The organism is Brevundimonas aurantiaca, from assembly GCF_904830995.1.
Taxonomy (GTDB): domain Bacteria; phylum Pseudomonadota; class Alphaproteobacteria; order Caulobacterales; family Caulobacteraceae; genus Brevundimonas; species Brevundimonas aurantiaca.
In genome coordinates, this window is sequence record NZ_CAJGVD010000001.1 from 3,024,536 (window position 1) to 3,036,777 (window position 12,242).

Sequence of the window (12,242 nt, forward strand, 5' to 3'; positions counted from 1 at the left end):
CGGGCAGTCGCGGGGGCCGGGTCAGCCCGCCTTCAGCGCCTCGGAGACAGTATAGGCCGCCTCGGTCTTGGCGGCGACCTCGTCCAGGGTGACGCCGTCGGCCAGCTCGATCAACTCCAGCCCCGAGCCGTCCGGCTTGACGTCGAAGGTCGCCAGGTCGGTGATGATGCGGCTGACCACGCCCGTTCCCGTCAGGGGAAGGGTGCAGGATTTCAACACCTTGGACTGACCGTGCTTGTTGGCGTGCTCCATGACCACGACCACGCGCTTGACCCCCGCGACCAGGTCCATGGCGCCGCCCATGCCCTTCACCAGCTTGCCGGGGATCATCCAGTTGGCGATGTCGCCGTTCTGAGCCACCTCCATGGCGCCCAGAATGGACAGGTTGATATGGCCGCCGCGGATCATGGCGAAGCTGTCGGCGCTGCTGAAGTAGGACGACTCGGGGATCTCGGTGATCGTCTGTTTCCCGGCGTTGATCAGATCGGGGTCCTCGTCGCCCTCATAGGGGAAGGGGCCCATGCCCAGCATGCCGTTCTCGGACTGGAGGGTCACGGTCATGCCAGCGGGGATGTAGTTGGCGACCAGGGTGGGGATGCCGATGCCCAGGTTCACGTAGAAGCCGTCCTGAAGCTCCTGGGCGGCGCGCTCGGCCAGTTGTTCGCGGGTGCGGGGCATCAGACGGCCTCCCTCTGCCGGACGGTGCGCTGTTCGATGCGCTTCTCGGACACGGTCTGGACCAGGCGGTCGACGTAGACGCCCGGCGTGTGGATGTGGTCGGGATCGAGCGAACCGACGGGGACGATTTCCTCGACCTCGACGACCGTGACCTTGCCGGCGGTGGCCATCATCGGGTTGAAGTTGCGGGCGGTCTTGCGGAAGACCAGGTTGCCGCGCTCGTCGGCCTTCCAGGCCTTGACGATGGACAGGTCGGCGACCAGGCCGGTCTCCATGACGTAGTCGCGGCCGTTGAAGTTCCTGACTTCCTTGCCCTCGGCGACCAGGGTGCCGACGCCGGTTGCGGTGAAGAAGGCGGGGATGCCGGCGCCGCCGGCGCGGATGCGTTCGGCCAGGGTGCCCTGGGGGTTGAACTCCAGCTCCAGCTCGCCGGCCAGATACTGGCGCTCGAACTCCTTGTTCTCGCCGACGTAAGAACTGATCATCTTGGCGATCTGGCGGGTGGCGAGCAGCTGGCCCAGGCCGAAGCCGTCGACCCCGGCGTTGTTGGAGATGACCGTCAGCCCCTTGACGCCGCTGTCGCGCAGGGCGGCGATCAGGTTCTCGGGGATGCCGCACAGGCCGAAGCCGCCGGACATGACCGTCATGCCGTCGAAGGTCAGACCCTCCAGCGCGGATGTGACGTCAGCGTAGATCTTACCCATCGCTCTCCCTCTTTTCATCGCCTGATGAATATCGGCGTGTTGGGCCACGCCTAACCCGGCGCGGACGACAGGGCAAGCGGGGGATGGTTCGCCCGTTCGGCCGTCCGCAAAAAACAGTGTCCGAAGTGTCCGGACTGTCCGATTTCCCCTCGAGACGCGCGACCTTCGGAGAGGTGGGGAAGGGCAATCCAGGCGGCAAGGGAGGCGCAGCATCCGCAAGAGGCCACCGGGCGTATGATTTTCGAAACCGCCGCAACCGCCGATCAGAGCCTCCGATGAACCTGACCAATGTCGCGATCCGTCAGTTTCAGGACGCGCCGTTCCCGGACGTCATCACCCGCCCGGCCATCGACAGCCTGGTGACGGAGGCGCGCAGGCGGCTGGACAAGGACGGCCCGCACGACGAAGCCGCCTTCGCCGCGGAAATGGCCCGGCGCGCCATCGCCGAACACGCCGACGCCGCCAACGCCCAGCACTACGAACTGCCGCCAGAGTTCTTCCGCCTGTGCCTGGGCGAACGGCTGAAATATTCGTGCTGCCTGTATCCGACGGGAGCGGAGACGCTGGACCAGGCCGAGGTCGCGGCCCTGCTGGAGACCTGCGCTCACGCCGATCTGTCGGACGGGCAAACCATCCTTGAGATGGGCTGCGGCTGGGGTTCGCTGTCGCTGTGGATGGCCGAGACCTATCCTCGGGCGCGGATCACGGCGGTGTCGAACAGCCACGGCCAGCGCAAACATATCGAAGGCGAGGCGAGGGCGCGGGGGCTGACCAATCTGACGGTCGTGACCCAGGACATGAACCGGTTCGACACCGACCAGAGGTTCGACCGGATCGTCTCGGTCGAGATGTTCGAGCATATGGCCAACTGGCGCGCCCTGCTGACCAAGGCCAAGTCCTGGCTGAAACCGGATGGGCGGATGTTCATCCACGTCTTCACCCACCGCGACGCCCCTTATCGGTTCGACCACACCGACAGCGGCGACTTCATCGCCCAGCATTTCTTCACCGGGGGGATCATGCCCAGCCGCGGACTGATCCGGCAGTTTCCCGACCTGTTCGCGGTCGAGCAGGAGTGGACCTGGAACGGCGGCCATTACGCCCGCACCGCCAATCACTGGCTGGCCAATATGGACCGCAACGCCGCGCGGGTCGCCGTGTTGATGCGCGAGACCTATGGGGCGGACGCCAAGCTTTGGACCCGGCGCTGGCGCCGCTTCTACCTGGCGACCGCCGGTCTGTTCGGCAACGACGGCGGCCGCACCTGGGCGGTCAGCCACTATCGCCTGAAACCGGCCTGAAAACCCGTCTGAGGAGTTTGTCGTGATCAAATATGTCTTCGCCTATCTGGGCGCCGGGATCACCTTCGCGGTGATCGACGCTGTCTGGCTGACCACCATGACCAACCGCTTCTACAAGCCGGTGTTGGGCCCGATCCTGGCCGAGAAGCCGGACATGAAGGCGGCCGTGCTCTTCTATCTGATCTCGATCGCCGGGACGGTCTTCCTCGCCATCGCCCCCGCCTTGAAAGAGGGAAGCTGGACCAAGGCGGCGATCCACGGGGCGGTCCTGGGCTTCGTCGCCTACGCCACCTATGACCTGACCAACCAGGCCACCCTGGCCGCGTGGCAGACTAAGCTGACCGTCGTCGATCTGATGTGGGGCACGGTCCTGACGACGATCTCGGCGACGGGGGGCTATTTCGCCGCGCGCTGGGCCGAAGGGCGGTTCGGCTGATCCCTCCATTCGCCTGACAAGAGTCAGCCATGGCGCCCGGCGCATGTTAAGCTATAGGTAACCGCTTTACGTCGGAGGGGCGCCCCGCTTTGCGTGTCGGCATAAACGGACTGACCTGGGCGCTGGTCGTCGGGGTGGTGATCGGCCTGGCCCTGACGCCGGACGGGCGCGGCTGGCTGCGTCATCCCACCCTGATGCTGGGCGGATCGGCCGTCGCCTCGGCCAGTCCGCCTGAGAACCGCGCGCCTTCGCCCGAAACCGCCGCACCGCCCGTCGCGCCGACGCCGGCCGTTCAGCCCCTGGTCACGCCCTTGAAGGCGCGACTCGCTGAGGGGCGTCTGAGCGTGGGGGTGTTCGGCGACTCCATGGCCGACGGCCTGTGGGCCGCCCTCTATCGAGATCTGAACCACCAACCCGGCGTGACGGTGACCAAGTTCAGCGAGGTCTCCACCGGTCTGTCGCGCTACGACTATGTGGACATTCAGGCCAAGACCGAGCGCCAGCTGCGCGAGACCCCGGTCGATGCGGCGGTGGTGCTGTTCGGCACGAACGACGCCCAGGGCATCAGCCTGGACGGGGTGATCCACGACTTCGGCACGCCGGGCTGGAAGGCCGCCTACGCCAAGCGGATCGACGACCTGGTCGGCCTGCTGCGCGCCAATGACGTCGCCGTCTATTGGGTCGGCCTGCCCAAGATGAAGCGCACCGGGTTCGACGCCAAGATGGCCGTGATCAATGCGGTGGTGCGCGAGCGGATGACGGCCCTGAACGTGCCCCTGATCGAGACGTCCGCCCTGACGGCGGATGCGGCGGGCGACTACGCCGCCTATCTGCCCGGCCCCAGCGGGCGGCCCCAGCTGATGCGCGCCAATGACGGCATCCACATGAGCATGGCCGGCTATCTTCGGATCGCCGCCCCGGTGGCCGAGCGGTTGAAGCGCGACGCCGGCCTGATCGAGGCGAAGACGGCCTATCCCCGGCTCGACACCCCGCCGACCGGCTGATCATGAGCCTGGGGGCCGTGGGGGCGGCGATACTGATCCTGGCGGGGCAGGCGGACGTGCAGGCCGGAACGGGCGCGGTCGCCTATAGGCCGGTCGCAGCGCCGACGCCGGGCGTGTCTTCGATCTGCCCGGACGGCCTGTGCGGCGAGGCGGCCCTGGAGGGGCTGTTCCAAGCTCTGGAGGCGACGGAGGCCGGCGCGCGCGACCGCCCCGTCCATATCCTGCAGATCGGCGACAGCCATACGGCCGGCGACCGGATCACCGGCGCCGTGCGCGCGCGCTGGCAGGCCCGGTTCGGCGTTGGAGGACGAGGCGTTCTGCCGCCGGGCGTCCCCTACGCCGGCTATGCCCCGATGCAGGTTGAGGTGACGACGACCGATTGGCCGCTGCGTACGGATGTGTTGTCTGGCGGGCGTCTGCCGGTCGGCGTCGGATTCACAGGCAGCGAGGCGGACGTCGCGGACGGCGCGGTGATGACCATCGCGGCCGAAAACAGCGCGGCCTTCGACAAGGTCCAAATCTGCGGAGAGGGTTGGCCGAAGGACGCCGAACTGGCTCTGACGGGTAGCGCGGGCTTGCGGACGATGGCGTTTCCCGGTCCCCGCAACGAAATCTGGCAACCCGTTTGTCAGACCGCGATCTTCGACACGCTGCAGACGCGGCTCGAGATTCGCCCGACGGGCAGGGTGAAGCTCCATGACGTGCGGCTGACGCGACAGGGGCCGGGCGTGGAGCTGTCCAGTCTCGGCGTCGTCGGAGGGACCATTCAGGATTTGGTGCTGAGGAACGGCGACTGGACGCGATTGGAGCTGGACGCCTGGCGACCGGACCTGGTCATCATCGCCTTCGGCGTCAATGATGGATTCGCGCCGAACTTCAACGTCGAAGACTACGAGTCCTGGCTGAACGGCGCCCTGACGCAGCTGAGGGTGAGCGCCCCGGACGCCGCGATCCTGCTCCTCGGCGCGCCGGAAGGCTTGAAGGCCGGAATCGGCGGGCCGTGCGGCGGACGGGCCGCGCCCCCAGCCCTGACCATGGTCCGAGACGTGCAGCGTCGCGTCGCGGGCGAGACGGGCGTCGCATTCTGGGACTGGTACGGACGCATGGGAGGCGACTGTTCGGCGGAGCGGCTGGCGACTGCGCCTGAGCCCTATATGCGGCCCGACCGGGTGCATTTCACTTCCCCGGGGGCGGAGTGGATCGGCGGGGTGCTGAGCGACGATCTGCTGGCCGCCTATGACCGCTGGAAGGCGGCGAAGGGGGAGGCGGACTGATGCTGTTTCCGACCCTGGCCTTCGCGGTCTTCTTCCTGTTCGTCTATTTGGTCAGCTGGAGCCTGGATCGAGAGAACGGGCGGCGCAAACTGTTCCTGCTGCTCGCCAGCTGGTTCTTCTACGCCCAGTGGGACTGGCGGTTCGTGGGGCTGCTGATCGTCTCGGCCGTGCTGAACTGGGGCGTGGCGGCCCTGATCGTGCGCAGCGACCGGGCGGGACGGCGCAAACTGTGGGTGGGTCTGGGCGTGGCGGCCAATCTGCTCATCCTGGGCTTCTTCAAGTATTACGGCTTCTTCGTCGGACAGGCTGTTGATCTGCTTGCCCAATTCGGTTGGGAGCGGGACCTGCCCCTGTTGCAGGTGGTGCTGCCGGTGGGGATCAGCTTCTTCACCTTCCAGGGCATCAGCTATGTGGTCGACGTCTATCGCGGCAAGACGGCGCCGGCCGAGAGCCTGCTGGACGTCATGCTGCTAATGAGCTTCTTCCCGCATCTGGTGGCTGGACCCATCGTGCGGGCCTCGGACCTGTTGCCCCAGTTCGCCCGGGTGCCCAGGCTGACGCGCGAGATGGCGACCCATGGGCTGCTGCTGATCGTCTGGGGCCTGTTCAAGAAGGCCGTGATCGCGTCCGAGCTGGCGACGCGGCTGGTGGATCCGGTCTTCTTCGATCCTGCGGCCTATGGGGCAATCGACATAGCGGCGGCGGTCTATGCCTATGCAGTTCAGATCTACTGCGACTTCTCGGCCTATTCGGACATGGCCATCGGCGTCGCGGCCCTCTTGGGCTATTCCTTCCCGCGCAACTTCGACCAGCCGTACCGGGCGGCCTCGATGCAGGCCTTCTGGCGGCGGTGGCACATCAGCCTGTCCAGCTGGCTGCGCGACTATCTGTATGTGCCGCTGGGCGGGGGGCGCAAAGGGCTTTGGTCGTCGTGCATGAATGTGATGATCACCATGCTGCTGGGCGGGTTGTGGCACGGGGCGGCCTGGACCTTCGTGGCCTGGGGCGCCCTGCACGGCGGGGCGCAGGTGGTGGAGCGTTTAGGGCGCGCGTTGGTCAAGGACCGCAAGGTCGTCCCGACCTGGCTGGGGGTTCTGATCACCTTCCACGTCGTCTGTCTGGGCTGGATTCTGTTCCGCGCCGAAACCTTCGATCTGGCGATGCAGATGTTGGTCGGCCTGGGTCGGTTCGAGGGCTTCAGCCTGTTGACGCCCTTTGTGCTGGCGTTGATCGTCGGCGGACTGGCGATGCACGGACTGCCGCCGCGCGCGGTGGAGGGGCTGGCCGAACGGCTGAAGACGGCGCCGTCGCCGACCCTGGGCATCCTCATCGGACTGGCGATCCTTCTGGTCGAGGCGATGCGGCCCGAGGGCGTGGCGCCCTTCATCTATTTCCAGTTCTGAGGCCTTGATCCGACGATGAGCGAGCCGACGGACCCGATCGACCCCTTTCCCACCCGCGCCCAGCCGCCGGTGTCGCCGTTTCCGCCGCTGGAGGAGCCGACGGCCGCCGATCCGCCCAGCGACTGGATCGACGCCGCCGACGCCCATGACTTGCCGACGCGGGAGAACGCCCTGGTCGCCCTCGGTCGTTTCGCCTTTCCCCCCGCCCCGCCGTTGGACGAGGAAGGGGAGGCGGCGCGCGCGCGGCGGTGGACCAGCCAGACCGTGCTGGTCGCCTGCGTCTTCCTGATGATCTTCAACGCGGGATCGGTGCAGAACTGGGCGCGCCAGCAGCCGCCGGGCTGGACTCAGTCAACGATTGATCGACTCGCGACGGTCTGGGTCGAACAACTGGCTCTGCTGGGGGCGGACCAGCCGGTCGAGGGGCTGCGGCAGCTGTGGCGCGAGGCGCAGACGCTGCGGTTCGACGGCGGCCGGGACAAGGCGGCGCCGGACGCCTGAGATCGCGCCGACGGCCAAGGCCGGCGCGATCTTTCGGTGTGGAGCCGGCTTAGTTGACCGTCGCCTTGACGATCTTGCCGGGGCTGCGCGGCGGCTCGCCCTTGGGCAGGGCGTCGACGTGTTCCATGCCGGACTCGACCACGCCCCAGACGGTGTACTGACGGTCCAGGAAGGTGGCGTCGTCGAAGCAGATGAAGAACTGCGAGTTCGCGCTGTTCGGATCGGCGGTTCGGGCCATGGAGCAGACGCCGCGCACGTGCGGCTCGGCCGAGAATTCCTGCTTCAGGTTCGGCTTGTTGGAGCCCGAGGTGCCGGTGCCGGTCGGATCGCCGCCCTGGGCCATGAAGCCGGGGATGACGCGGTGGAAGACGACGCCGTCGTAGAAGCCTTCCGAAGCCAGTTCGGTGATGCGGGCGACGTGGTTCGGGGCCAGGTCGGGGCGCAGCTTGATGACCACGTCGCGGGCTTCGCCGTCGCCGGTGTCCAGGGTGAAGGTCAGGGTGTCGGCCATTTCGGTCGTCCTCTCGGGGTTGATTTGCGGCGGGACATAGCCCGCAACGCCGGTCGGGGCTATGTGGGAACGATGAGTGAAGACGAAAAGCCTCAAGAACGTCGTCGAATGGTGCGGCCGCCCAGCGGCGGAACCGCGGCCGGACGCGGCATGGGCACGAAGATGAAGACGGCCGACACCAAGTCCATGTCGAGCCAGCAGTGGATCAAGCGCCAGCTGTCGGACAAATGGTCGGAACGGGCGCGGGCGGAAGGCTGGCGTTCGCGCGCCGCCTTCAAACTGATCGAGATCGACGACAAGTTCCGGCTGATCAAGCGCGGGTCCAAGGTCATCGACCTGGGCGCGGCGCCGGGCGGCTGGGTCCAGGTGGCGCTGAACCGGGGCGCCGGCGCCGTGGCCGGCGTGGACTTGCTGATGATCGAACCGATCCCGGGCGCCACCCTGCTGCAGGCCGACTTCACCCAGCCCGGCGTGGATCAGCAGCTGATCGAGGCCATAGGCGGTGCGCCGGATCTGGTTCTGTCGGACATGTCGCACAACACCGTCGGCCACCGCCAGACCGACCACCTGAAGATCATCGCCCTGATCGAAATCGCCGCCGACTTCGCCATCCGCACCCTGAGACCGGGGGGCGCCTTCGTCTCCAAGAACTTCCAGGGCGGCGACGCCGGGGGCGTTTTGGCGCGACTGCGCGAGGCGTTCGAAACGGTGAAGTACGTCAAGCCGGAGTCCAGCCGCAAGGACAGCGCTGAGGTGTTCCTTGTGGCGCTGAACAAGCGTTAGGCGTGATTGCCACAGCCGTGTCGTGTCCTTATGCGGATATCGATGTTCCGCCATTCGGAGAAGGATGTGGAGAATGATCGCGGTTCTGATCGCCGCAGCCCTGGCGGCGTCCGACGCGCTGTCGCCGTCCGTGGCGGAACTGCGAGGACGCCCCTTTTCGGACGTCGTCACGCTGTTGGGGGGATCATCCAATCCTACTCCGTCGATCCGCCTCATTGGGACGAGGGGAGCGGTGGAAATCTACCCCCTTCAGCAACTGACGCCTCCTTCGTCCGAGGATCAGGTCTGCGAGGTCCGACTGGAGCGCCCGGACGCGCCGAGCGTGACCTCGACGTCCTTCCAATCTCCAACCGCCCCGGGGGGATACCACCGTATAGCCGCCGTCTATGTGGTGGTGCGCAATGGCGTGGTCGCGGAGATCCTCAATCCGCCCATTAGACCGCCGGTGGTTCGCCGCGAGGGTGAAGGTTCGGACCGCTTCCTGCGTCGCTGGATGAGCGAAGACCGCGACCCCTGGCTGTCCGTCTCGCCGGGTCGATTGCCCTTGTCTGACGCCGACGGGTTTCTGGAGCGGCGACCTGACCTTGCAGCGCCGGGCGAGGCAGTGATCCGACGCCGTTGTCGGCCACGGACGACCGGCGCCTCCTACCCCAACGGTTTCGATCATAGCGGCTTGCTGCAGGGGCTGTCTCTTCTCCCTCTTGTCTGGAGACTTCCGGCGCTGAACCATCAGAGACGCACGGCCCAGGTCCAAGGGGCCTCGCTCTATGGGTCGTTGGCCGTCGGCGCTTTGTTGCCCGGAGGCGGCGCAGGCTTTGCCGAGCGCCATCGCGGGGTCCGGCGTTATTGGGACGCCCAGGATCCGACCTATGAGATCTTATCCATCGACATCGGCGCTGAACCCAGTCGAAACCTGGCGAGAATGAACGCAGCAGCCCTGGTCGGCGTTCGCGAGGGGAGGATCGTCTGGTTGGCGGACGGGGAAGGCGCGGCCAGTCTGGGGTTGTTGACGGCGATTTGCATCGACGCCTCCAGGAGGCTGGGCGCCAGCCGTCCGGGGTGCAGCGATACGGGCTATTTCCGCCCCTAACGCACGACTATCATCTTCAGGCCGTCGCCGGTCTCTGGCGGGCGCGGCGTTCTTCCATCCGCGACCAGATTCGGTCGTGCAGGGTGAAGAAGACCGTCTGGACCAGGGGCTCGATGACGCCGATCGCCAGGGCGGTGCGGATGTCCTGCGTCAGGGCGAAGGCCACGGCGACGGCGACGGTGAAGTGCATGACGCCATAGGTGACGGTTTTGACCGCCACCTGTTTCAGCGACCGGGGCAGGGCGTGGCTGTGGCCATGGCCGTGGTTGTCGTGGACGCGGGCCTGTTCCTCGGGCGACATGATGTCAAGGCGGGCGGTGAAGGCCTCGGCCGCCTCTTCGATATTGGAGGCCATGCGGCGGCGTTCGATCCGGTGCCAGACGCGATCGTGGATCGAATAGGCGATGGTCTGAAAGAAGGGCTCGACCATGCCGACGGCCAGGGCGATACGCCAGTCGCGGGTGATGGCGAAGGCCACGAGAATGGCCACCACGAGGTGCATGACCCCGTAGCTGGCGATCTTCAGAGCCAGTTTGCGCGCTGTGCTGAGGATGACGCCGACCATGATGCGAGAATGGTCATTGGGGCGCTGGGTTGCAAACCAATAAAATCTATCACGTCCATAAGCCGCAAGACCCTTGCCGTAGCCCCCCGCATCCCGTTATACGCGGCCCGCAAAACGGAGACTCCCCTATGGAGATACGCGAGGGACTGACCTTCGACGATGTTTTGCTGGAACCCGGTCCGTCCGAGTTCATGCCGGCGATGGTCGATGTCTCGACCCAGCTGACGCGCGACATCAAACTGAACATACCGCTGCTGTCGTCCGCCATGGACACGGTGACGGAAAGCCGCCTGGCCATCGCCATGGCCCAGTCCGGCGGCCTGGGCGTGCTTCACCGCAACATGACGATCGAGGAGCAGGCTGATCAGGTCCGCGCCGTGAAACGCTATGAGAGCGGCATGGTGGTCAATCCGGTGACGGTGAGCCCCGCGACCACCCTCGGGGAGGTGCGCGAGATCGTTGAGCGCAAGAAGATCACCGGCTTTCCGGTGGTCGATCCCAAGTCGGGCAAGCTGGTCGGCATGCTGACTCACCGGGACATGCGCTTCGAAAGCGATCCGAACGTCACGGCCGCCTCTCTGATGACCACCGGCGACCTGATCACGGTGCGCGAGGGCGCCAGCCGCGAGGAGGCGCGCGAGCTGCTGCGCACCCGCAAGATCGAGCGGGTCATCGTGGTGGACGAGGATTATCGGGCCGTCGGTCTGATCACGATGAAGGACATCGAGAAGGCCCAGGCCTTCCCCAACGCCGCCAAGGACGAGCAGGGACGCCTGCTGGTCGGCGCCGCCTCGACGGTGGGCGACGCCGGCTTCGAACGGGCCATGGCCCTGGCGGAGGCGGGCGCGGACGTGGTGGTGATCGACACCGCCCACGGGCACTCCGCCTCGGTCGCGGCGGTGGTCGAACGGATCAAGCGCGAGAACAACCGGCTGCAGATCATCGCCGGCAATGTCGCCACCTATGACGCGACGCGGGCCCTGATTGACGCGGGCGCGGATGCGGTGAAGGTCGGGATCGGTCCCGGCTCCATCTGCACCACCCGGATCGTCGCCGGCGTGGGCGTACCCCAGCTGACGGCCGTGATGGACGCCGCGCGAGCCGCCAGAGGCTCCGGCGCCTCGGTGATCGCCGACGGCGGAATCAAGTACTCGGGCGATCTGGCCAAGGCCATCGCGGCCGGCGCGAACGTGGCCATGATGGGCTCGATGTTCGCCGGCACCGACGAGAGCCCCGGCGAGGTCTTCCTGTACCAGGGCCGGTCCTACAAGTCGTACCGCGGCATGGGTTCGGTCGGCGCCATGGCGCGCGGCTCGGCCGACCGCTACTTCCAGAAGGAAGTCTCGTCCGAGAAGCTGGTGCCCGAGGGCATCGAGGGCCAGACGCCTTACAAGGGGCCTATTGGTCCGGTTTTGCACCAGCTCGTCGGCGGGCTTCGCGCCTCGATGGGCTATGTCGGCGCCGGCACGATCCCGGACTTCCAGGACCGCGCCCGCTTCGTGCGCATCACCGGCGCCGGCCTGCGGGAAAGCCACGTCCACGACGTGATGATCACGCGCGAGGCGCCGAACTACAGACAGGGATAAGGCCATGACGACCGAACTGACCTATCTGGCCCTGACGCTGATCCTGGCCCTGGTCCACATCCTGGCGCCGGCCCTGGGGCGGACGGCGCAGTTCGGTCTGGCCTGGAACGCCGGCGCACGCGATACGCCGGTCGGGCCGTCCCGCCCAGTGGTGGGGCGTCTGGAGCGGGCGCAGTCGAACCTGTTCGAGACCCTGCCCCTGTTCATCGGCGCGGTGCTGATCGCCCATGTGGTCGAGGCCTCCGGACCTCTGACCCTGGGGGGGACGACCCTCTATTTCTGGGGCCGCGTCGTCTATTTGCCGCTCTACGCCCTTGGCGTTCCCTATATCCGGTCGCTGGTTTGGCTGGTCTCGATCGTGGGACTGGTCATGGTGCTGGCGTCCCTGTTTCTTCTGAAAGCCTAG

14 protein-coding genes are annotated in these 12,242 nt (G+C 66.8%); 10 read left to right on the forward strand and 4 right to left on the reverse strand.

Annotated elements, in window-relative coordinates; genetic code table 11:
• Positions 1-21: 21 nt before the first annotated feature.
• Together JMT67_RS14890 and JMT67_RS14895 are read right to left on the reverse strand one after the other, a co-directional pair.
• The gene (locus JMT67_RS14890) at positions 22-678 is read right to left on the reverse strand and encodes a 3-oxoacid CoA-transferase subunit B (protein ID WP_191555410.1); all 657 of its coding nucleotides are present in this window, start codon (positions 676-678) and stop codon (positions 22-24) included.
• Positions 678-1,382 carry a CoA transferase subunit A gene (locus tag JMT67_RS14895; RefSeq protein WP_201463903.1) on the reverse strand — a complete coding sequence of 235 codons (705 nt, stop codon included), beginning with the start codon at positions 1,380-1,382 and terminating at the stop codon, positions 678-680. The genes JMT67_RS14890 and JMT67_RS14895 overlap by 1 nt, the downstream gene beginning before the upstream one ends.
• Positions 1,383-1,657: 275 nt before the next feature.
• Here JMT67_RS14895 and JMT67_RS14900 point away from each other — a divergent pair, with 275 nt between their 5' ends.
• The 6 genes from JMT67_RS14900 to JMT67_RS14925 all read left to right on the forward strand — a co-directional run bounded on the left by JMT67_RS14900 (position 1,658) and on the right by JMT67_RS14925 (position 7,301).
• Positions 1,658-2,683, forward strand: coding sequence for an SAM-dependent methyltransferase (locus tag JMT67_RS14900; RefSeq protein ID WP_201463904.1), 1,026 nt, complete (start codon positions 1,658-1,660; stop codon positions 2,681-2,683).
• Between the two features lie 22 nt (positions 2,684-2,705).
• Positions 2,706-3,119, forward strand: a complete 414-nt coding sequence (locus JMT67_RS14905; protein WP_054765234.1) for a DUF2177 family protein — start codon at positions 2,706-2,708, stop codon at positions 3,117-3,119.
• 89 nt (positions 3,120-3,208) lie between these two features.
• Entirely contained in the window at positions 3,209-4,123 is a 915-nt protein-coding gene (locus JMT67_RS14910; protein WP_183216023.1) for an SGNH/GDSL hydrolase family protein, read from the forward strand.
• Between the two features lie 2 nt (positions 4,124-4,125).
• Positions 4,126-5,397: a GDSL-type esterase/lipase family protein gene (locus JMT67_RS14915; protein WP_201463905.1), complete on the forward strand. Its 1,272-nt coding sequence runs from the start codon at positions 4,126-4,128 to the stop codon at positions 5,395-5,397.
• Complete coding sequence (locus JMT67_RS14920; protein ID WP_201463906.1) at positions 5,397-6,800, forward strand: MBOAT family O-acyltransferase; 1,404 nt, start codon at positions 5,397-5,399, stop codon at positions 6,798-6,800. The genes JMT67_RS14915 and JMT67_RS14920 overlap by 1 nt, the downstream gene beginning before the upstream one ends.
• A gap of 15 nt (positions 6,801-6,815) precedes the next feature.
• Positions 6,816-7,301, forward strand: a complete 486-nt coding sequence (locus JMT67_RS14925) for a hypothetical protein (RefSeq protein WP_054765238.1) — start codon at positions 6,816-6,818, stop codon at positions 7,299-7,301.
• 49 nt (positions 7,302-7,350) lie between these two features.
• On the opposite strand, the gene JMT67_RS14930 is transcribed toward JMT67_RS14925, so the two are convergent.
• On the reverse strand, positions 7,351-7,812 hold the full coding sequence (locus JMT67_RS14930) for a peptidylprolyl isomerase (RefSeq protein ID WP_182713702.1): 462 nt from the start codon (positions 7,810-7,812) through the stop codon (positions 7,351-7,353).
• Positions 7,813-7,884: 72 nt separating this feature from the next.
• On the opposite strand from JMT67_RS14930, the gene JMT67_RS14935 reads away from it, so the two are divergent.
• Both JMT67_RS14935 and JMT67_RS14940 read left to right on the forward strand, forming a co-directional pair.
• Complete coding sequence (locus tag JMT67_RS14935; protein ID WP_201463907.1) at positions 7,885-8,595, forward strand: RlmE family RNA methyltransferase; 711 nt, start codon at positions 7,885-7,887, stop codon at positions 8,593-8,595.
• A gap of 73 nt (positions 8,596-8,668) precedes the next feature.
• Positions 8,669-9,685 carry a hypothetical protein gene (locus tag JMT67_RS14940; RefSeq protein ID WP_201463908.1) on the forward strand — a complete coding sequence of 339 codons (1,017 nt, stop codon included), beginning with the start codon at positions 8,669-8,671 and terminating at the stop codon, positions 9,683-9,685.
• A gap of 16 nt (positions 9,686-9,701) precedes the next feature.
• Here JMT67_RS14940 and JMT67_RS14945 read toward each other — a convergent pair whose 3' ends face one another.
• The gene (locus JMT67_RS14945) at positions 9,702-10,250 is read right to left on the reverse strand and encodes a DUF2061 domain-containing protein (protein WP_201463909.1); all 549 of its coding nucleotides are present in this window, start codon (positions 10,248-10,250) and stop codon (positions 9,702-9,704) included.
• Between the two features lie 128 nt (positions 10,251-10,378).
• Between JMT67_RS14945 and guaB the strand changes: the two genes are divergently transcribed.
• A complete protein-coding gene (gene guaB / locus JMT67_RS14950; protein ID WP_201463910.1) occupies positions 10,379-11,836 on the forward strand; it encodes an IMP dehydrogenase in 1,458 nt (485 codons plus the stop codon).
• A gap of 4 nt (positions 11,837-11,840) precedes the next feature.
• Positions 11,841-12,242 (forward strand): MAPEG family protein, encoded by a 402-nt coding sequence (locus JMT67_RS14955; protein ID WP_201463911.1) that lies wholly within the window; start codon positions 11,841-11,843, stop codon positions 12,240-12,242.